Origin of the sequence: Acidovorax sp., assembly GCF_046341535.1 — a bacterium.
Taxonomy (GTDB): Bacteria; Pseudomonadota; Gammaproteobacteria; order Burkholderiales; family Burkholderiaceae_C; genus Acidovorax.
In genome coordinates, this window is sequence record NZ_JBKDRI010000146.1 from 1 (window position 1) to 18,328 (window position 18,328).

At 61.1% G+C, this 18,328-nt stretch carries 21 protein-coding genes and 2 pseudogenes; 10 read left to right on the forward strand and 13 right to left on the reverse strand.

Annotated features, from left to right (window positions below; genetic code table 11):
• Window positions 1-225: 225 nt before the first annotated feature.
• The 3 genes from rpmG to trxB form a co-directional block, all read right to left on the reverse strand.
• On the reverse strand, window positions 226-396 hold the full coding sequence (rpmG, locus tag ACK543_RS10710; protein WP_008904999.1) for a 50S ribosomal protein L33: 171 nt from the start codon (window positions 394-396) through the stop codon (window positions 226-228).
• A gap of 11 nt (window positions 397-407) precedes the next feature.
• On the reverse strand, window positions 408-641 hold the full coding sequence (rpmB, locus tag ACK543_RS10715; RefSeq protein ID WP_005797187.1) for a 50S ribosomal protein L28: 234 nt from the start codon (window positions 639-641) through the stop codon (window positions 408-410).
• Window positions 642-843: 202 nt separating this feature from the next.
• The gene (gene trxB / locus ACK543_RS10720) at window positions 844-1,797 is read right to left on the reverse strand and encodes a thioredoxin-disulfide reductase (protein WP_409942839.1); all 954 of its coding nucleotides are present in this window, start codon (window positions 1,795-1,797) and stop codon (window positions 844-846) included.
• A gap of 402 nt (window positions 1,798-2,199) precedes the next feature.
• Here trxB and ACK543_RS10725 point away from each other — a divergent pair, with 402 nt between their 5' ends.
• The gene (locus ACK543_RS10725) at window positions 2,200-4,533 is read left to right on the forward strand and encodes a DNA translocase FtsK (RefSeq protein WP_409942840.1); all 2,334 of its coding nucleotides are present in this window, start codon (window positions 2,200-2,202) and stop codon (window positions 4,531-4,533) included.
• Window positions 4,534-4,578: 45 nt separating this feature from the next.
• Entirely contained in the window at window positions 4,579-5,211 is a 633-nt protein-coding gene (gene lolA / locus ACK543_RS10730; RefSeq protein WP_409942841.1) for an outer membrane lipoprotein chaperone LolA, read from the forward strand.
• A 51-nt stretch (window positions 5,212-5,262) separates the two neighbouring features.
• On the opposite strand, the gene ACK543_RS10735 is transcribed toward lolA, so the two are convergent.
• From ACK543_RS10735 to ACK543_RS10760, 6 genes are all read right to left on the reverse strand, one after another.
• Window positions 5,263-6,414 carry an FG-GAP repeat domain-containing protein gene (locus ACK543_RS10735; protein WP_409942842.1) on the reverse strand — a complete coding sequence of 384 codons (1,152 nt, stop codon included), beginning with the start codon at window positions 6,412-6,414 and terminating at the stop codon, window positions 5,263-5,265.
• Window positions 6,415-6,559: 145 nt separating this feature from the next.
• A complete protein-coding gene (locus ACK543_RS10740) occupies window positions 6,560-6,949 on the reverse strand; it encodes a hypothetical protein (RefSeq protein ID WP_409942843.1) in 390 nt (129 codons plus the stop codon).
• Between the two features lie 117 nt (window positions 6,950-7,066).
• Window positions 7,067-7,447 carry a hypothetical protein gene (locus tag ACK543_RS10745; protein ID WP_409942844.1) on the reverse strand — a complete coding sequence of 127 codons (381 nt, stop codon included), beginning with the start codon at window positions 7,445-7,447 and terminating at the stop codon, window positions 7,067-7,069.
• A gap of 92 nt (window positions 7,448-7,539) precedes the next feature.
• Window positions 7,540-8,001, reverse strand: coding sequence for a DUF4279 domain-containing protein (locus ACK543_RS10750; RefSeq protein WP_409942845.1), 462 nt, complete (start codon window positions 7,999-8,001; stop codon window positions 7,540-7,542).
• A 56-nt stretch (window positions 8,002-8,057) separates the two neighbouring features.
• A complete protein-coding gene (locus ACK543_RS10755) occupies window positions 8,058-8,312 on the reverse strand; it encodes a hypothetical protein (protein ID WP_409942846.1) in 255 nt (84 codons plus the stop codon).
• 109 nt (window positions 8,313-8,421) lie between these two features.
• The gene (locus ACK543_RS10760; protein ID WP_409942847.1) at window positions 8,422-8,862 is read right to left on the reverse strand and encodes a nuclear transport factor 2 family protein; all 441 of its coding nucleotides are present in this window, start codon (window positions 8,860-8,862) and stop codon (window positions 8,422-8,424) included.
• Between the two features lie 400 nt (window positions 8,863-9,262).
• Here ACK543_RS10760 and ACK543_RS10765 point away from each other — a divergent pair, with 400 nt between their 5' ends.
• From ACK543_RS10765 to ACK543_RS10785, 5 genes are all read left to right on the forward strand, one after another.
• A complete protein-coding gene (locus ACK543_RS10765; protein WP_409942848.1) occupies window positions 9,263-10,627 on the forward strand; it encodes a replication-associated recombination protein A in 1,365 nt (454 codons plus the stop codon).
• Window positions 10,628-10,910: 283 nt separating this feature from the next.
• Window positions 10,911-11,840: a branched-chain amino acid ABC transporter permease gene (locus tag ACK543_RS10770; RefSeq protein ID WP_409942849.1), complete on the forward strand. Its 930-nt coding sequence runs from the start codon at window positions 10,911-10,913 to the stop codon at window positions 11,838-11,840.
• 13 nt (window positions 11,841-11,853) lie between these two features.
• Window positions 11,854-12,930 (forward strand): ABC transporter permease subunit, encoded by a 1,077-nt coding sequence (locus ACK543_RS10775; RefSeq protein WP_409942850.1) that lies wholly within the window; start codon window positions 11,854-11,856, stop codon window positions 12,928-12,930.
• Window positions 12,931-12,950: 20 nt separating this feature from the next.
• Window positions 12,951-13,742 (forward strand): ABC transporter ATP-binding protein, encoded by a 792-nt coding sequence (locus tag ACK543_RS10780; protein ID WP_409942851.1) that lies wholly within the window; start codon window positions 12,951-12,953, stop codon window positions 13,740-13,742.
• A 9-nt stretch (window positions 13,743-13,751) separates the two neighbouring features.
• The gene (locus ACK543_RS10785; RefSeq protein ID WP_409942852.1) at window positions 13,752-14,480 is read left to right on the forward strand and encodes an ABC transporter ATP-binding protein; all 729 of its coding nucleotides are present in this window, start codon (window positions 13,752-13,754) and stop codon (window positions 14,478-14,480) included.
• Window positions 14,481-14,833: 353 nt separating this feature from the next.
• On the opposite strand, the pseudogene ACK543_RS10790 reads toward ACK543_RS10785, so the two are convergent.
• The 3 genes and pseudogenes from ACK543_RS10790 to ACK543_RS10800 form a co-directional block, all read right to left on the reverse strand.
• Window positions 14,834-14,983, reverse strand: a pseudogene (locus ACK543_RS10790) (IS3 family transposase); the annotation flags it as partial.
• 225 nt (window positions 14,984-15,208) lie between these two features.
• Window positions 15,209-15,655: an NINE protein gene (locus ACK543_RS10795; RefSeq protein ID WP_409942853.1), complete on the reverse strand. Its 447-nt coding sequence runs from the start codon at window positions 15,653-15,655 to the stop codon at window positions 15,209-15,211.
• A gap of 11 nt (window positions 15,656-15,666) precedes the next feature.
• Window positions 15,667-16,188, reverse strand: a complete 522-nt coding sequence (locus tag ACK543_RS10800) for an N-acetyltransferase family protein (protein WP_409942854.1) — start codon at window positions 16,186-16,188, stop codon at window positions 15,667-15,669.
• A 147-nt stretch (window positions 16,189-16,335) separates the two neighbouring features.
• Here ACK543_RS10800 and rpsP point away from each other — a divergent pair, with 147 nt between their 5' ends.
• The 3 genes from rpsP to trmD all read left to right on the forward strand — a co-directional run bounded on the left by rpsP (window position 16,336) and on the right by trmD (window position 18,044).
• Window positions 16,336-16,587 (forward strand): 30S ribosomal protein S16, encoded by a 252-nt coding sequence (gene rpsP / locus ACK543_RS10805; RefSeq protein WP_409942855.1) that lies wholly within the window; start codon window positions 16,336-16,338, stop codon window positions 16,585-16,587.
• 79 nt (window positions 16,588-16,666) lie between these two features.
• Window positions 16,667-17,236 (forward strand): ribosome maturation factor RimM, encoded by a 570-nt coding sequence (gene rimM / locus ACK543_RS10810; RefSeq protein WP_409942856.1) that lies wholly within the window; start codon window positions 16,667-16,669, stop codon window positions 17,234-17,236.
• 34 nt (window positions 17,237-17,270) lie between these two features.
• Entirely contained in the window at window positions 17,271-18,044 is a 774-nt protein-coding gene (trmD, locus tag ACK543_RS10815) for a tRNA (guanosine(37)-N1)-methyltransferase TrmD (RefSeq protein ID WP_409942857.1), read from the forward strand.
• 145 nt (window positions 18,045-18,189) lie between these two features.
• On the opposite strand, the pseudogene ACK543_RS10820 reads toward trmD, so the two are convergent.
• Window positions 18,190-18,328 (reverse strand): annotated as a pseudogene (locus tag ACK543_RS10820) (IS630 family transposase); the annotation flags it as partial.

Below are 18,328 nucleotides of genomic sequence, written 5' to 3' on the forward strand. Positions count from 1 at the left end.
TGCGGTCTGCGCTGGCGCGGGCTCGGGCAGTCCACGGTGTTGCTTTTCTTGCCAATAGCCAGGCTATTGGCTGCAAAAAGCGCCTTGTGGCCTATCCCAATCCGCACCAGCGCATCCTCGCGAGGGTTATGCAGAGCTTCCTGAACAGCTGATGTTTCGCCAGCGCCATGGAAAAAGCCGCCGGGCATGGCTGCCGGGCGGCTTTTTCGCGAAGAACGGGCCGAATTACTTCAGCTTCATTTCCTTGTATTCCACATGCTTGCGAGCCTTGGGATCAAATTTCATGATCAGCATCTTTTCGGGCATGGTCTTCTTGTTTTTCGTCGTCGTGTAGAAGTGGCCGGTACCCGCAGTGGATTCCAGCTTGATCTTGTCGCGTCCGCCTTTGCTTGCCATGGTGCTTCTCCTTAAGCCTGACCACGTGCGCGCAGGTCTGCGAGCACCGAGTCGATACCGTTCTTGTCGATCAAACGCAGGGCGGCGCTCGAAACACGCAGGCGCACCCAGCGGTTCTCGCTTTCGACCCAGAAACGGCGGTATTGCAGGTTCGGCAGGAACCGGCGCTTGGTTTTGTTGTTGGCGTGGGAAACGTTATTTCCGACCATGGGCTTCTTGCCCGTTACGTCGCAGACGCGTGCCATGAGGACACTCCGATCATTCATCAACGGCCATTTGCGGGCGCCCCTGGCGTACTGCACAGGGCTCGCGAGCGGCCTCACCTCGCCAGAAAGGGTGGCGGTAACCCAATTGCTGAGCCGCATCCGCCCAAAGCAGACCACGGTGCAATCAGCAAAGCCGCAAATTATAGCTTGAGGCTTGCCAGCTTGTCCAGGGCGTGAAGCCTCAGGCGTCCTGCTCCAAAAAGCGCTGGGCGTCCAATGCCGCCATGCAGCCCGTGCCCGCACTGGTAATCGCCTGGCGGTACACATGGTCTTGCACGTCACCGGCGGCAAACACGCCCGGCACGCTGGTTTGCGTGGCAAAGCCCTTGAGACCACCCTGCGTGATGATGTAGCCGTTTTCCATCGCCAGCTGGCCCTGGAAGATTTCAGTGTTGGGCGCATGGCCAATGGCGATAAAGCATCCCTGCAGCGCGATGTCCTGCGTGCTGCCGTCTTTGGTGCTCTTGATGCGAATGCCGGTCACGCCGGAGTTGTCACCCAGCACTTCGTCCAGCGTGTGAAAGAGCTTGAGCTCGATCTTGCCGGCCGCAACCTTGTCGTGGAGCTTGTCGACCAGGATCGGCTCTGCCTTGAACTTGTCGCGGCGGTGCACCAGCGTGACCTTGCGGGCGATGTTGGACAGGTACAGCGCTTCTTCGACCGCGGTGTTGCCGCCCCCGATCACGCACACATCCTGCTCGCGGTAGAAAAAGCCGTCGCAGGTGGCGCAGCCAGACACCCCCCTGCCCATGAAGGCTTGCTCCGAGGGCAGGCCCAGGTACTTGGCCGATGCGCCGGTAGCCAGGATGAGCGCATCGCAGGTGTAGGTGCCGCTGTCGCCAGTCAGGGTGAAGGGGCGCTTGCTGAAATCCACTTTGTTGATGTGATCGAACACCACCTGGGTCTTAAAGCGCTCTGCATGTTCCAGAAACCGCTGCATCAGCTCCGGGCCCTGCACGCCGTGCACGTCGGCGGGCCAGTTGTCCACTTCGGTCGTGGTCATCAGCTGGCCGCCCTGCGCCATGCCGGTGATCAGTACGGGGTTGAGATTGGCGCGGGCGGCGTAGACTGCCGCGGTGTAGCCCGCAGGGCCAGAGCCGAGAATCAGAACTTTCGCGTGTTGGGTGGTGGACATGTGAATCGCCTGTGTTGTGCGCCCGCCATCGGGGCGCCGTTGGGAAAACTGGGGTCGAGCGGTCGAGTATCAACCGGCCGCAGCCTGCATTAAGGAACCTCTGCATAACTCCCTGCGGTCTGCGCGGGCGCAGGCTCGGGCAGTCCACGGCGTTGCTTTTCTTGCCAATAGCCAGGCTATTGGCTGCAAAAAGCGCCTTGTGGCCTATCCCGATCCGCACCAGCGCATCCTCGCGAGGCTTATGCAGGGCTTCCTTAACGGCCCCGTTTTCAATCCTGCTGATTGTAAGAAGCGATCGACTCCCTTGCGATGGCGCGCGGACCGTGCCGCCTTTGCTGCGGATTGCATCCCCGCGTGGCTCCCTTGACCCGATGGCTTGCGGTAAGCTCGCTGCGATCGCCTATGACCTATTCCCTCAATACCCTGAACGCATCGGAGTCGGACAAACCGCCGCCGCGCACGGCGGTCGCCCGGTTCGGCCATGAAATCGCTCTGATCGTTGGAATCCTTGCCCTCGTTTTCTGGCTGCTCTCGCTGGCCAGCTATTCGGCGCAGGACGCAGCGTGGTCCACATCGGGCGCCAGCGGCGCGCAAACGGTGTCAAACTGGGCAGGCCGCTTTGGGGCCTGGCTGGCCGATGCCAGCTATTTTGCGTTCGGGTTTTCGGTTTGGTGGTGCGTGGCCGCGGCAGTTTGCGCGTGGCTGTCCTCCCTGGCGCGTTGGATGCGGGGTGGCGAGATGCCACCTGGCGCGTTGCATCCCCTTCAGCGGCGCGTGCTGTTCTGGCTGGGGTTGGCAGCGCTGATGTGTGCCAGCACCGCACTGGAGTGGTCGCGCCTGTACCGTTTCGAGCCCCTCCTGCCCGGCCACGCGGGCGGTGTGCTTGGCTATGTCACGGGCCCTGCGAGCGTGAAATGGCTGGGCTTTACCGGTTCGGGCCTTTTGGCCCTGGTGCTGGCCGTGCTGGGTGCGGCCCTGGTGTTTCGCTTCTCTTGGGGGCAGGTCGCAGAACTGCTGGGTGGCCGCATCGATGCACTGGTGCAGTCGCGCCTGGCCCGACGCGAGGTGGCCAAGGATGTGGCAGTGGGTCGCAAGGCGGCCCGCGAACGCGAGGTGGTGCTGCTGGAAGAGCGCTCCGAGATTGAAGAACACCACCCCGAGCCGGTGCAGATCATCGAACCCGCACTGGCCGATGTACCGCAGAGCACCCGCGTGGTGAAAGAGCGCCAAAAACCACTGTTCACCGACATGCCCGACAGCAGGCTGCCTTTGGTGGACCTGCTGGACGGCGCACTGCAGCGCCAGGAAACCGTGGCCCCCGAGACGCTGGAAATGACCAGCCGCCTGATCGAGAAAAAGCTCAAGGACTTTGGCGTGGAGGTGCGCGTGGTGGCCGCCATGCCCGGCCCGGTGATTACGCGCTACGAGATCGAGCCCGCCACGGGCGTCAAGGGTTCGCAGATCGTGGGTCTCGCCAAAGACCTGGCGCGCTCGCTCAGCCTGGTGTCCATCCGCGTGGTCGAGACCATACCGGGCAAGAACTACATGGCGCTGGAGCTGCCCAATGCCAAGCGCCAGAGCATCCGCCTGTCCGAAATCCTGGGCTCGCAGGTGTATGCAGACGCCAAGAGCATGCTCACCATGGGGCTGGGCAAGGATATCGTCGGCAACCCCGTGGTGGCCGACCTGGCCAAGATGCCGCATGTGCTGGTGGCTGGCACTACGGGCTCGGGCAAGTCGGTGGGGATCAACGCCATGATCCTCTCGCTGCTCTACAAGGCCGAAGCGCGCGATGTGCGCCTCTTGATGATCGACCCCAAGATGCTGGAAATGTCGGTGTACGAAGGCATTCCGCATTTGCTTGCCCCAGTGGTCACCGACATGAAGCAGGCCGCCCACGGCCTGAACTGGTGCGTGGCTGAGATGGAGCGGCGCTACAAGCTCATGAGCAAGCTGGGCGTGCGCAACCTGGCAGGCTACAACGCCAAGATCGACGAGGCCAAAGCGCTCGAGCAGTTCATCGCTAACCCCTTCAGCCTCACGCCCGAAGAGCCTGAGCCTTTGCAGCGCCTGCCGCACATCGTGGTGATCATCGACGAGCTTGCCGACCTGATGATGGTGGTGGGCAAGAAGATCGAAGAACTGATCGCGCGCCTCGCGCAGAAGGCGCGGGCGGCGGGCATCCATCTGATTTTGGCCACCCAGCGCCCCAGTGTGGACGTGATCACCGGCTTGATCAAAGCCAACATCCCCACGCGCATTGCGTTCTCGGTGGGCTCCAAGATTGACAGCCGCACCATCCTTGATCAGATGGGCGCCGAAGCCCTGCTGGGCATGGGGGACATGCTTTATATGGCCAGCGGCACGGGTCTGCCGATCCGTGTGCATGGCGCTTTCGTATCGGATGATGAAGTACACCGTGTCGTCAGTTACCTCAAGCAGCAAGGGGAACCGGACTACGTCGAAGGTGTGCTGGAAGGCGGAACCGCAGACGGCGATAGCGATCTGATCGGAGACGGCGCTGGCGAAGGAGGGGAGAAGGACCCCATGTACGACCAGGCCGTCGAAGTGGTGCTCAAAGACCGCAAGGCCAGCATCTCGTACGTGCAGCGCAAGCTGCGCATTGGCTACAACCGGTCAGCACGCCTGCTGGAAGACATGGAAAAGGCCGGTCTGGTCAGCGCCCTCACCGCCAGCGGCCAGCGAGAAGTGCTGGTACCTCACCGCGGTGACTGACGGACTGGACCGCATGGCTGGTCCGCGCCACCACAGGAGTTTCCGTTGAAAAACATCGCTACTACAATTTTGATAGCTGCCACGGCATGCGCAGCAAGCGCAGATGGCATGAAAAGCCTTGAATCTTTCATGAAAGGCACCCAAACCGGGCGCGCAGACTTTACGCAGACAGTCACCTCGCCTGGCAAGGACGGGCAGGCCGCCCGCAGCAAAACGTCAACCGGCAGCTTCGAGTTTCAGCGGCCCGGGCGCTTCAAGTTCGTCTACAAGAAACCTTTCGAGCAGACCATCGTGGCCGACGGGCAGACGCTGTGGTTGTACGACGTGGACCTCAACCAGGTCACCCAGCGCTCTCAGGCCCAGGTGCTGGGCAGCACGCCGGCCGCGCTACTGGCATCCGCCCCCGACATGTCGGTGCTCAAGACAGAGTTCGCGCTCGAAGCAGCCCCGGATCAGGATGGGCTGCAGTGGGTGCAAGCCACCCCAAAAGGCAAAGATGGCCAGCTCAAGAGCGTGCGCGTAGGATTTGCGGGCGAGCAGTTGGCGGCCCTGGATATCCTGGACAGCTTCGGCCAGCGCTCGCTCATCCGTTTTACGGGCATGCAGGCCAATGCGGTGCTGCCGGTCAGCACCTTTGTGTTCAAGCCACCTGCTAGGGCGGATGTGGTCAGGCAATAACGTCGATCTGAAAGTGGCGGGCGGGATGCCCGTTGACACGGAATCCGTTCCTCACTGCGGAATCGAGACATTCACCGAAGCATCCTCCGGTGCAATCACGCTTTGCCCATTGACGGTCGTCGGCAGGATCCACTGAAACCATTGGGCTGGTCTTTCGCGCAGCGCAATGGTCGAGGTCAGGCTGGGCCATTGCACCTTCTGGAACGTTCTGCTTTGGTAAAACGTACCGTCCCCTCCGGAGGTTCTAAGCAGCCAGAGGGCGCGAGTTGAACCCGTTCCGGTGACGGCAAAGTCCAACACCACCCCCTCGTTGGCAACCGCGGGGAGCGTGATCGGAGTGGCGGACGTAAAGTCCGAAGAGCCTGGATTTAAAAAGGCAACGGTTGCTGCCCCGTCCCATTCGTGACCGCCCAGGATGAGGTCGACCTTCCCGTCTTCGTTGATGTCAACGAGTTCAACCGAGAAATACGGCTTTCCTCCAATGGACGAAGGCAGGCGAGCAAGCGCTTCCCGTTGAAACGTGCCCGCGCCCTGGTTGATCAGTGCAAAGGCAGAAGACGGGTCGAAATTGTTGGTGACCACCACATCAATCTTCCCGTCTCCATTCAGGTCGGCGGCCGAGGCAGAATGGAAAAACCCGATATCCGACGAGGCGTCCTGGGTGACGTAAGTGCCGTTCGCTTGGCTGAGAATGATCTTGTTTCGCTCGCCAGGAAAGGGAGGTGCGTCGAAGCCATGGCAGGCGACAAAGATGTCTGGGCGACCATCCCCATTGAAGTCGGCAACGATGGCTTTTCTGGGGTGAATGCATCCATTCGAAGACACCAACATCTGGGCGTCTTTCACAAAAGACCCGTTGGCTTGTTTGCGCCAAAACTCGAAGACGCTTGGCGTTGCAGCGGCGGGTGTGGTCGGTGGCCAGTATGTCAACGTGGCGGTGAAAAGATCGAGCCGCCCAGAACGAGAGAAGTCGCCGTAGGCCCGCACGGATCCTACGCCCGCCCGGCCCGCAGGTAGAGTCTGAGGCGTCAGACCGACACTCTTGAAGTTTTTGTATGAAGTATCCGCAGGCACCAACGCCGGGGCTGGTGCGGGGGGTGGGGCCGGGGCAGGGGTTGGCGCCACACTGCTGCCCCCGCCACCGCATCCGTGCAGCAAGGGCAGCATGAAGGTCAACAGGATTAGGCGAAGTCGGACATTCATGGTTAGCTCCTTCAAGCGGATCAGTTCTTCGGCTGCAGTGGGCGATTCACTAGCCCGGCAAGTGAGGTCGTATCAGTCTCGCTCGCACACCGTGTTGTTGTAGATTTTGTCGTCCCATAGGCGGCACCCGCGGCACTTGCGACAGCTACTTGAGCACGCCCCAAGCGCTGAAGAGAGCCACAAGCAACAGGCCTAACCAACCCACATGCTTCGCACTTGTGCCAACAAATACAAGCACAGAGCTAATCAGCATGCTGATTGCCACCGCCGACCCGAAGAACTTAGCGGCAGGCTCGGACGCGACGGCAGCGGCAAGGTAGAAGAGGCACGCAGCCAGCGCTAACCCCAGCACCGACACGATGTGCCAGCTTGCCCATAGGATACGGACGTGCGGCTCACGGAGAACATTACCCCCGTTCGTGGGGATGGCTCCGTCGTGGCGCATGCGGCGAAAGACCCAGCGCTCACCCAAGACCGAATGCACCACCGCGACGATGCAGGCTATTGAGCCTGCGATTGCGAAAGGCCAGTTCATTTCGATGGTGTGTGACTGTCGGCTAGCTGCCGCCTGACGAAGAAAGGGACTTCCCCGTCCCGAGTGATCCGCGCAGTTGCGGCCCCCTGCCGCAACGTGTCCGAGTCGTCCGTTCTGTCAGACCGCAGCACTGACTTGCTCCAACGTCGCGTAGGACTCTTTGCCGTCGCTCGTGATGATCACCTCCACGCGAATGATCGTGCCATTTTCAGCGGGAAGGAAGCACTCCACAAGAGCGAAAAGACCTGTGTCGTTCGGCTTGAAGTAGCTAACGCGCGGCGCCCCCCAGCCGGTTGCAACGAGCCGACTGTTCCCCATTTCGTCGAAGCATGTCAGGAGTTCAGCGCGAATCGCTTCGGCGGGCGGCCGCCCGAATGCAAGGGCGTACCCGAAGCGGGAAGCCAGGGACTCAATGTCGCCCGCGTACAGGAGGCGCCTAGCCTCCACGCCAAGGTCGGCGAGGAACTCGGCATTCAGTTCTTGAGCGGACAACTGCATCTGCGGTTCAACGCTCAGCTTGAGGGTCAGCCGAAGCCCGAAGGGGGGGAGCCTGCTGGCGCAGCTTGCAAGCCGTCCACTCGAAGAGATGGCTAGCCCACATGGTCTTCGTCGTCAACAAAGTAAAGGTCACAGTCAATGGCCATGCCAAGTTGAGCAGCCTGACGCACTGCCTCGCGGTTGAAGTGTATGCCAGGGCCGTGACTGGGTGGAAAGTGGCCGACGCATTGAAGGGTAAGGTCGTATTCAAGCCAAAGCGACCTTAAGCGCTCTGACTTCGAATGAAATGTAAGGAAGAGAGACTGAATGTGCTCTTCGATGGGGTGCGTGTCGTCTAGGCCGCTGCGGAAAGCCCAGAACATGTTCTTTCGGGACTTTCCATTGCGAGGATTGATGTCACCGATATTCCAGGCCTCATGCGGCTGCAACCCTAGTGCTTCTGAAATGGTTTCGTGTGTGCCAGGCCCGCAAATGTGGACATAGGCGTATTGGCGGCTGGTAAGTTGCGGCGCGCTCATTTGATGTGGGCTAACGTAGAAATGACCGTCGCACATTGGAAGGTGCGTTCAAAAAGAGCGGTCGCACTCGTGCGTCCATGTCGATGTCCAAATCAAATCTCATGAAGCGTCTCTACCCAGATCCTCTGGCCCGGATGATGCTCTTTGATCGTCTGCAATGCGTCAGCAATTGCGGCCGCATCTGAACCGTCGATGGAATAGACAAACCGACTGAGATTGCCATCAGCTCGCGCACGATAGTCGTCCTCTGAAATTGCGTTGGACCCGCACCAAACAGCGCCGTCGACTGGACCCGCCGATCGCAGCGCCTCTGCAAGGCCATCTTCGGAAATCGCAAGGAACACCATGGACAGATTTAACGAATGAAAGGGACTTCCCCGTCCCGAGTGATCTGCGCAGTTGCGGGGTACGGCATCGAGGTGCCACGATGGGAGGTGCGATTTCTCATCCAATCACTCATCCTGTGCAAGGTGAAGTCCCATGGCAATCGTATCCGTTGGCATCGATCTGGCACATAACGTTTTTGCCGCCTAATGCGCCAGTCAGCACCGGCGGCCCGAATGCAAACGAGGCACTTTGAATCTGACCCTGTTCGACCACGTAGACGCAGACGAGCTCGATTCGACCTGGTCCTTCCGGAAAGGTTCGAGAGACGTCCTCGTAATCGACGACGACATTGCCCATGACTTCTCGTCGAATAAGCCGCGCATGAAGGGTGGATTCCAAGAATCGCGGTGCCGTCCTCGCTTTGATCTGTTCGTGGCCTTCAGCAAGCAACTTGCCGCCAAGTTCGTACTGCCGAGCGTCCGGAGCGTAAGTGCTGAGCCAGCCGTCAAGGTCTTTGGAGTTGTATGCATCCAGCTGTCGTTGCACGACGACTTCTGGTGAGGTGTACATGGGCATGTTGGTAACGAGCCTGGCGAGACCGGTGGACCGTGGCTCTTAGATTTGGATCGTCTCATGCTAGCGACCCGATGTAGCCGATGTCAAATAAGCGACGCAACGCTGGCCAGTCTCACCCATGACCCCCATCCATCGAGACCGCCTAAAATTTCCACGATGGGCGACGCCACGAAACCACTTGCTTCCCATGCGGCAGCAGCCACCTCGGTTGCGGGGTTTGCTTTGCCAGCGTATCCGGGTGCTGCGTTACACCGGTCGCACCGCGCAGGCGTATGCGGATTGGGAGCAACGCTTTTTTGTTCGATGGCAAGCGTTACGCGTTGTGCACCTCCATGATTGATGCCCCTATCTTGAGCAAGGCCGGGCGCGTTGTGCAGAGCCCGCTGGACGCGCTGTGACGCACGGTCCCTTGCCCTTCCACCAGCCGTTGGCTGAGTGCCTGCGGCCGCGCAGTCTGGGCGAGGTCATCGGCCAGCAGCATGTGCTGGGGCCGGGCATGCCTTTGCGTCTGGCGTTCGAGTCGGGCCGGCCGCACAGTTGCATCTTGTGGGGGCCGCCGGGCGTGGGCAAGACCACCATTGCACGCTTGATGGCTGATGCGTTTGACGCGCAATTCATCAGCATCAGCGCGGTGCTGGGCGGGGTCAAGGACATCCGGGATGCAGTCGAGCGGGCGCAGGCTGCGCGCCACGGGCTGGTGCAGTCGCGCACCATCGTGTTTGTCGATGAGGTGCACCGCTTTAACAAGAGCCAGCAGGACGCCTTTTTGCCGCATGTCGAGTCGGGGCTTTTCACCTTCATCGGCGCCACCACCGAGAACCCGTCGTTTGAGGTGAATGCCGCGTTGCTGTCGCGGGCGGCGGTGTATGTGCTGCAACCGCTGTCCGAGCAGGATTTGAAGAAAATTGTGGCACTTGCGCAGGCGGATAAAGCGCTACCTGCTATCGAAAACGTAGCAATTGACCGTCTGGTGGCGTATGCCGATGGCGATGCGCGCCGCCTGCTCAATACCTTGGAGACACTGGCCATGGCCGCTGCCCAGGAGAAGCTGGCCGAGATCACGGATGCGTGGCTGCTCAAGGTGCTGGGCGAGCGCATGCGTCGCTATGACAAGGGGGGCGAGCAGTTCTACGACACCATCAGCGCGCTGCACAAGTCCGTGCGTGGCTCGGACCCCGATGCCGCCCTGTACTGGCTGGTGCGCATGCTCGATGGCGGGGCCGACCCCCGCTACCTGGCGCGGCGCATGGTGCGCATGGCCAGCGAGGACATCGGCCTGGCTGACCCGCGCGCGCTGCGCCTGGCGCTGGATGCCGCAGAGGTTTACGAACGTCTGGGCAGCCCCGAGGGCGAGCTGGCGCTGGCCGAATGTGTGGTCTACCTGGCGGTAGCCCCCAAGTCCAACGCCGTGTACAGGGCCTACAACGCGGCCCGCGCCTGGGTGAAGCAAGACGGCACCCGACCGGTGCCCATGCACCTGCGCAATGCACCCACCCGCCTGATGAAAGACCTGGACTACGGCAAGGGCTACCGTTATGCGCACGACGAGGAAGATGGTTTCGCCGCAGGCGAAAACTACCTGCCTGAGGGAATGCCAGCGCCCGGTTTCTACCAACCTGTTGAGCGTGGCATGGAGATCAAGATTGCTCAGAAACTGCGGGAGCTGCAGCAGCGCAGCGCGCAGGCCGAGGCGGCATCAACGTCTGGCCAGCGCAGCACGGCAACGGGCGGCCACCGTGATCCCAAGGACTCCGCATGACGACGATTGGCGGGCCAAAAACAGCAATAAGCTGGCGCATTCATGATCTTGCCTGCATCACCTGAGCTTATGAATTGAGTTGTGCGCTGATGCTGCCAAAACCCGAGGGAAAACCCCGCCCGGACCGCCATGGGCCACCTGGGTGCACTAGCTACAATTTCTAACGCAAACCCGCTCAGCTGTTTTTCTGGCGGGTTTTTTGCTGGATGGCAGTCGGGCCCACAAGGCTGTACCGATTTTGGTGCCGTAGCGGTGGGCACGTCACAAACGAAGGACTACTCTTATGGAAATTTTGCTGCAACAGATCATTAACGGTCTGGTACTGGGCAGCATGTACGCTTTGATAGCCTTGGGCTACACCATGGTGTACGGCATTATTCAACTGATCAACTTCGCCCACGGTGAAGTGCTGATGATCGGTGCGCTGACCAGCTGGAGCTGCATAGGGATGATGCAGGCAGCCATGCCCGGCACGCCGGGCTGGATCATCCTGCTGCTGGCCACCATCATTGCCTGTGTGGTGGCCGCTGCTTTGAACTTTGTGATCGAGAAGGTGGCCTATCGCCCATTGCGCAACAGCCCGCGCCTGGCGCCGCTGATCACCGCCATCGGCATGTCGATCCTGCTGCAGACGCTGGCGATGATCATCTGGAAGCCCAACTACAAGCCCTATCCCACGATGCTGCCGAGCACGCCGTTTGAAGTGGGCGGTGCCTACATTACTCCCACACAGATCCTGATCCTGGGCGTGACGGCGGTCGCACTGGCCTCGCTGGTGTACCTGGTGAACCACACCAACCTGGGCCGCGCCATGCGCGCCACGGCCGAGAACCCCCGCGTGTCATCGCTGATGGGCGTCAAGCCCGACATGGTGATTTCGGCCACTTTCATCATTGGTGCCATCCTGGCCGCCGTGGCCGGGATCATGTACGCATCCAACTACGGTACCGCCCAGCACACGATGGGGTTCCTGCCCGGCCTGAAGGCCTTCACGGCGGCGGTGTTTGGCGGCATCGGTAACCTGGCCGGTGCGGTGGTGGGCGGCATTTTGCTGGGTCTCATCGAAGCCATCGGATCGGGCTACATCGGCACGCTCACGGGCGGTCTGCTGGGCAGCCACTACACCGACATCTTTGCGTTCATCGTGCTCATCATCATCCTGACGCTGCGCCCCTCGGGCCTGCTGGGTGAGCGTGTGGCCGACCGTGCCTGAAGGACTGCGCATCATGAAGAACACAAAAACCAATTGGATCATTGGCGCCATCGCGCTGCTGGTGCTGCCGCTGATCCTGCAATCCTTTGGCAATGCCTGGGTGCGCATTGCCGACCTGGCTCTGCTGTATGTGCTTCTGGCGCTGGGCCTGAACATTGTGGTGGGCTATGCAGGTCTGCTTGACCTGGGCTACGTGGCGTTTTATGCCGTGGGTGCGTATCTCTTCGCCTTGATGGCCTCGCCGCACCTGGCGGATAACTTTGCCGCGTTTGCGGCCATGTTTCCCAACGGGCTGCACACGTCGCTGTGGCTGGTCATACCGTTAGCGGCGCTGCTGGCGGCGTTTTTCGGGGCGCTGCTGGGGGCGCCCACGCTCAAGCTGCGCGGTGACTATCTGGCCATCGTGACGCTGGGCTTTGGCGAAATCATCCGCATCTTCCTGAACAATCTGGACCACCCCGTCAACCTGACCAATGGCCCCAAGGGTCTGGGCCAGATCGACTCGGTCAAGATCTTTGGCCTGGACCTGGGCAAGCGCCTGGAGGTGTTCGGCTTCGACATCAGCTCGGTCACGCTGTACTACTACCTCTTCCTGGCGCTGGTGGTGGTGTCGGTCATCGTCTGCTACCGCCTGCAGGATTCGCGCATCGGCCGCGCCTGGATGGCCATCCGTGAGGATGAAATCGCCGCCAAGGCCATGGGCATCAACACCCGCAACATGAAGCTGCTGGCGTTTGGCATGGGCGCTTCGTTTGGCGGCATCTCCGGTGCCATGTTTGGCGCGTTCCAGGGCTTCGTCTCGCCCGAGTCTTTCAGTCTGATGGAGTCGGTGATGATCGTTGCCATGGTGGTGCTGGGCGGTATCGGCCACATCCCCGGCGTGATTCTGGGTGCGGTGCTGCTGTCGGCCCTGCCTGAAGTTCTGCGATACGTGGCCGGCCCGCTGCAGGCCATGACGGACGGCCGCCTGGACTCGGCCATCCTGCGCCAGCTGCTGATTGCGCTGGCCATGATTGTCGTCATGCTGATGCGCCCCCGCGGCCTGTGGCCATCGCCGGAGCACGGCAAGAGCCTGTCGCAAAAGACCTGAACACCGCAGAAAGTTAGAACATGGCAGAGAACATCCAAAATCCGCCCAACGTGGTGCTGCGGGTATCGGGCATTTCCAAGCGCTTTGGGGGCCTGCAGGCCCTGTCTGATGTAGGTATCACCATTGAGCGTGGCCAGGTCTATGGCTTGATTGGCCCCAATGGCGCTGGCAAGACCACTTTTTTCAATGTGATCACCGGCCTTTACACGCCTGACAGCGGCAAATTCGAGCTGGCTGGCAAGCCCTACGAACCCACGGCCGTGCATGAAGTGGCCAAGGCGGGGATCGCCCGCACGTTCCAGAACATCCGGTTGTTTGCCGACATGACCGCCCTGGAGAACGTGATGGTGGGCCGCCACATTCGCACCAGGTCGGGCCTGCTGGGCGCGGTGCTGCGCACCAAGGGCTTCAAGGAAGAAGAGGCTGCGATTGCCAAGCGAGCTCAGGAGCTGCTCGACTATGTCGGCATCGGCAAGTTTGCTGACTACAAGGCGCGCACCCTGAGTTACGGCGACCAGCGCCGCCTGGAAATTGCCCGTGCACTGGCCACGGACCCTCAACTCATTGCTCTGGACGAGCCTGCAGCGGGCATGAACGCCACCGAAAAGGTGCTGCTGCGCGAGCTGATCGACCGCATCCGCAAGGACAACCGCACCATTTTGCTCATCGAGCACGACGTGAAGCTGGTGATGGGCCTGTGCGACCGTGTGACGGTGCTCGACTACGGTAAGCAGATCGCAGAAGGCACGCCTGCCACCGTGCAGAAGAACGAAAAAGTGATTGAGGCCTATCTGGGCACCGGTGGGCACTGAAGGACAAAAATGGCCGAAAAATCCAACAAAGTTTTATTGCAGGTCAAGGGCCTGAAGGTGGCCTACGGCGGTATCCAGGCCGTCAAGGGCGTTGATTTTGAAGTGCGCGAAGGCGAGCTGGTGTCGCTGATCGGCTCCAACGGTGCCGGCAAGACCACCACCATGAAGGCCATTACCGGCACGCTGGGCATGAACGATGGCGACATCCTGTACCTGGGCCAGAGCATCAAGGGCAAGGGCGCTTGGGATCTCGTCAAGCAAGGCCTGGTCATGGTGCCGGAAGGCCGCGGCGTGTTTGCGCGCATGACCATCACCGAGAACCTGCAAATGGGTGCCTACACGCGTCGCGACAAGGCGGGCATCCTGGCTGACATTGAAAAAATGTTCACCATTTTCCCGCGCCTGCGCGAACGCAAGGACCAGTTGGCCGGCACCATGTCGGGCGGTGAACAGCAAATGTTGGCCATGGGCCGCGCGCTGATGAGCCAGCCCAAGGTGCTGCTGCTGGACGAGCCTTCGATGGGTCTGTCGCCCATCATGGTGGACAAGATTTTTGAAGTGGTGCGCGATGTGTACGCCCTGGGCGTCACGGTGCTGCTTGTTGAGCAAAACGCCAGCCGTGCGCTGGCCATTGCAGATCGTGGCTACGTGATGGAGTCGGGCCTGATCACCATGACTGGCCCGGGCACCGAGCTGCTCAACGACCCGAAGGTTCGCGCCGCCTACCTGGGCGAATAAGCAATACCCACGCTAAGCCAGCCCCGCCCGCGTTGGGCAGGAGCGCGGCGTTACGCACAAGGCACTGTCGAATGGCAGTGCCTTTTTTTGGCTTTCTGGAGCGTAGGGCCAGGGACAGTTAGCTTACTGATCGCTACTATTTTTGTAGCTTTTGAATCGCCCCGGGGTTTCGTGGAGGCTGTTTGGTTTAAGGATGTCCTGCATAACTCCCTGCGGTATGTGACAGCGCGGCCTCGGGCGGTCCGCTGCGTTGCTTTTCTTGCCAATAGCCCGGCTATTGGCTGCCAAAAGACGCCTTGCGGCCCCACCCGATCCGCACTATCACCGACTCGCGAGGGTTATGCAGGACATCCTTAAGTTGAAATGGCAGACACGGTTTTTTGATCGAGCTGCCGCCAATAGTGTGCCTCAGCCTCGGCCGGTGGGATGTACCCAATGGGCTCCAGCAATCGGATGTGGTTGAACCAGTGCACCCATTGCAGAGTGGCCAGCTCCACGGCTTCGTGTGGGCCTGGATTTTGACGATCCCTGCCAGTGCATTTGTCGCGGCCGTGGCGTACTGGATCAACCTCACCGTCTTCTGACATCAACGCAAGCCCTTCACCCCATTTGCTATTAAAAAAATAGCTACAAAACGTTGATTGGCGTGCGCAGGTGGGTCAAAAGACTATGGTTTGACGTGAGCGCCCCTTGTTTGGTGGCGATCGGGCCTGGCGCAGGCCGGTGGTTCACTGGGAAATCTTGCGCGCCTCTTCGATCTGGTATTCGAAGTACCGCTGGAAGCTGAAGGCAATGCTGGCCATCAGCACTGCGGTGCCGATCATGAGCGACGCCACAATGGCCCCAATGGTGATCCAGTGGGTGTGCCCAGGCCGCGCGTCGGGCGCTGCGCTGGGGTTGTAGCGGGCATTCCACTGTTGTGGGGTCATCAGGGCATACAAAATGCCGCGCAAAGCACAGCCAGCAATGGTGAAGCCCAGAAGAGGAATCAGCATCCAGCTGAAGTGGTCGTCCTGGCCCCATTGCTGCACGCGCTGGATTCCGTAGACACCCAGCGCCGTGGGGATGGGGAGCAACCAGCCAAGCATGTCGCCAGCGCCGTGCAAATAGAAACGGTGCAGACCCAGCGGTCCCCCCAGGAAAGCAAGCCAGGCGGCAACAGTTTTGTTTTTCATGGCACCGATTGTCATTCAGGCGCTGTTGTGTCGCCTTCTCCCAGGACTTTCTCCATCAGGACGATGTCGCGCCATGCGCCGAACTTCCAGCCCACCGAACGCATCACCCCGACGTGGGTAAACCCCAGGGCCGTGTGCAGCCCGACCGAGCCCAGGTTGGCCGAGTCGCCGATCACCGCCAGCAGTTTGCGCACGCCCGTGGCCTCTGCCCGCTGGATCAGCTCAGCCATCAGCGCGCGTCCCAGGCCCATGCCCCGCGCTTGCTCTGCAATGTAGATCGAATCCTCGGCAGAAAAACGGTAAGCAGGCCGGGGCTTGAACCAGTTGGCATAGGCGAAGCCCAGTACCTTGCCGTTCTCTTCTGCCACGAGCCATGGCAGGCCCTTGGACAGCACGTCAGCACGACGGCCCTGCATGTCCGCTTCGGTCGGAGGATCGATCTCGAAGGTGCCAGTGCCGTGCAGTACGTGGTGGCGGTAAATGGCGGTGATGGCGGGGATGTCTTGCTCGGTGCTGGCGCGGATGGTAGGCATCAAAAGAGAAATGGATATAATTGCGGGTTTTGCAGCGTGTCGCTGGCCGGGTGGCCATGTCGCGTGTCTCAAGCGTTGCGAATAATGGTTGCGAACACCGTGGCTCTGGGCAATCTTTGCTGGAGTTCACCACCCGAAGGATAAATCATGGTCGTCATTCGACTCTCCCGCGGCGGCTCCAAAGGCCGTCCTTTTTTCAATATCGTCGTGGCTGACAAGCGCGTGCGTCGCGATGGCCGCTTCATCGAGCGCATTGGGTTTTACAACCCCATCGCCAAAGAATCCGAAGAAGGCCTGCGCGTTGCCCAGGACCGTCTTACCTACTGGCAAAGCGTTGGTGCGCAGTCGTCGCCCACCGTTGACCGCCTGATCAAGCAAGCCGCCCAAAAGGCCGCCTGAAGCGCTTCGCAAGGGGCGGGGTTCGTCGGCTGGTCTGGCGAGCCCCGCCCCTTTGCTGTTTGCGAAGCCGATTTTTGCCATGACCACCACCCTGTCGCTTGCGCCCGCTGAGCTGCCCGCCGATGCTGTCGAGGTGGGGCGGGTTGCCGATGCCTGGGGCATCAAGGGCTGGTTCAAGGTGCTCTCGCACAGCAGCAGCCCACAGGCCATGTTTTCTGCGAAAACCTGGTTTTTGCAGCCCTCCGAGCGTGGGCCTCGGGCATTTGCTGGCACGGTTCTTCTGCCGATCCGCCAGGTCAAAGACCATTCGGATACCGTGGTAGCCTGGGCTGAAGGCATCGACGACCGCAGCGCGGCCGAAGCGCTGCGCGGAGCCCGCATTTTTATTCCGCGTTCCAGTTTTCCGGCGACGACCGAGGACGAGTATTACTGGGTCGATCTGATCGGTCTGGCCGTGGTCAACCGGGAGGGCGTCGCCCTGGGCGAAGTCCGTGAGCTGATGTCCACCGGGCCGCAGACCGTTTTGGTGCTGGGGTACGAAGAGGGGGGCAAGCCTAAGGAGCGCATGATTCCCTTTGTGTCCGCCTTCGTTGACAAGGTGGACCGGCCCGCGCGCCGCATCACGGTCGACTGGCAGCCCGACTACTGAGCTGCGCATCGTTGACCCCACCTGGCCGCGAACCATGCGCTTTGATGTCATCACGCTGTTCCCGGAGTTGTTTGGGCCGTTTCTTGCCAGCGGCGTGACGCGACGCGCCTATGCGAGCGGCCAGGTCGATGTGCACCTGTGGAACCCGCGAGACCATGCGCAGGGCAACTATCGCCGGGTGGACGACCGCCCCTTTGGCGGTGGCCCGGGCATGGTGATGATGGCCGAGCCGCTTGCCCTTTGCCTGCAGGCGATCCGCACTGCCCGCGCCGAGCCGGTCGAATCACCGGCCCCTGTCGTGCTTTTCTCGCCCATCGGTCAACAGCTGAACCATGGCGTGGTCGAGCGCTGGTCGGTCAGTGCGGGCGCAGTGCTGTTGTGTGGGCGGTACGAGGGCATCGATCAGCGTTTCATCGACCAGCACGTGAATGTCCAGCTAAGCCTGGGCGACTTTGTGTTGTCCGGCGGCGAAATCCCCGCGATGGCGCTGCTCGACGCCGTGGCGCGGCTGCAGCCTGGCGTGCTCAACGACGAGGGCAGCCACCAACGCGACAGCTTCAACCCTGCGCTGGACGGATTGCTGGACTGCCCGCACTACACGCGCCCCGAGGAGTGGGCGGGCATTGGTGTGCCAGCCGAGTTGATGTCAGGCCACCATGCACAGATCGAGCGCTGGCGCCGCGACCAGCAGCTTGCCATCACGGCCCGGCATCGCCCTGATTTGATCGAGGCCGCGCGACTGGCGGGGCGTCTTGGCGCTGCCGACGAGGCAGCACTGGCCAAGTTCACCGAGGGAAGCTCTGCATAACCCTCGCGAGGATGCGCTGGTGCGGATGGGATAGGCCAAAAGGCGCTTTTTGCGGCCAATAGCCTGGCTATTTGCAAGAAAAGCAACGCCGTGGACTGCCCGAGCCCTCGCCCGCGCAAACCGCAGGGAGTTATGCAGAGGTTCCCTAGTGTGCTGTCCCGCAAATACGTGAGCAAAGTCGATGCAGCTTTTCAAGGATCGAATCGGCGGTGGCAGTCCATGTGAAGGGCTGGCAGTTTGTGTTGTGCGCGGCGACGAAGTGGTCGATGCGCTGCACAAGCTGC

Bases quoted from the DNA above. Each gene is read 5' to 3' on its own strand.
- ACK543_RS10770 (WP_409942849.1), top strand. From the start codon at position 10,911: ATGGAAATTTTGCTGCAACAGATCATTAACGGTCTGGTACTGGGCAGC.
- ACK543_RS10800 (WP_409942854.1), bottom strand. From the start codon at position 16,188: ATGCCTACCATCCGCGCCAGCACCGAGCAAGACATCCCCGCCATCACC.
- rpmB (WP_005797187.1), bottom strand. From the start codon at position 641: ATGGCACGCGTCTGCGACGTAACGGGCAAGAAGCCCATGGTCGGAAAT.
- rimM (WP_409942856.1), top strand. From the start codon at position 16,667: ATGACCACCACCCTGTCGCTTGCGCCCGCTGAGCTGCCCGCCGATGCT.
- ACK543_RS10760 (WP_409942847.1), bottom strand. From the start codon at position 8,862: ATGTACACCTCACCAGAAGTCGTCGTGCAACGACAGCTGGATGCATAC.
- ACK543_RS10740 (WP_409942843.1), bottom strand. From the start codon at position 6,949: ATGAACTGGCCTTTCGCAATCGCAGGCTCAATAGCCTGCATCGTCGCG.
- trxB (WP_409942839.1), bottom strand. From the start codon at position 1,797: ATGTCCACCACCCAACACGCGAAAGTTCTGATTCTCGGCTCTGGCCCT.
- ACK543_RS10795 (WP_409942853.1), bottom strand. From the start codon at position 15,655: ATGAAAAACAAAACTGTTGCCGCCTGGCTTGCTTTCCTGGGGGGACCG.
- ACK543_RS10745 (WP_409942844.1), bottom strand. From the start codon at position 7,447: ATGCAGTTGTCCGCTCAAGAACTGAATGCCGAGTTCCTCGCCGACCTT.
- ACK543_RS10785 (WP_409942852.1), top strand. From the start codon at position 13,752: ATGGCCGAAAAATCCAACAAAGTTTTATTGCAGGTCAAGGGCCTGAAG.
- rpmG (WP_008904999.1), bottom strand. From the start codon at position 396: ATGGCAAGCAAAGGCGGACGCGACAAGATCAAGCTGGAATCCACTGCG.
- ACK543_RS10780 (WP_409942851.1), top strand. From the start codon at position 12,951: ATGGCAGAGAACATCCAAAATCCGCCCAACGTGGTGCTGCGGGTATCG.
- ACK543_RS10725 (WP_409942840.1), top strand. From the start codon at position 2,200: ATGACCTATTCCCTCAATACCCTGAACGCATCGGAGTCGGACAAACCG.
- ACK543_RS10775 (WP_409942850.1), top strand. From the start codon at position 11,854: ATGAAGAACACAAAAACCAATTGGATCATTGGCGCCATCGCGCTGCTG.
- trmD (WP_409942857.1), top strand. From the start codon at position 17,271: ATGCGCTTTGATGTCATCACGCTGTTCCCGGAGTTGTTTGGGCCGTTT.
- rpsP (WP_409942855.1), top strand. From the start codon at position 16,336: ATGGTCGTCATTCGACTCTCCCGCGGCGGCTCCAAAGGCCGTCCTTTT.
- ACK543_RS10750 (WP_409942845.1), bottom strand. From the start codon at position 8,001: ATGTGCGACGGTCATTTCTACGTTAGCCCACATCAAATGAGCGCGCCG.
- ACK543_RS10735 (WP_409942842.1), bottom strand. From the start codon at position 6,414: ATGAATGTCCGACTTCGCCTAATCCTGTTGACCTTCATGCTGCCCTTG.
- ACK543_RS10755 (WP_409942846.1), bottom strand. From the start codon at position 8,312: ATGGTGTTCCTTGCGATTTCCGAAGATGGCCTTGCAGAGGCGCTGCGA.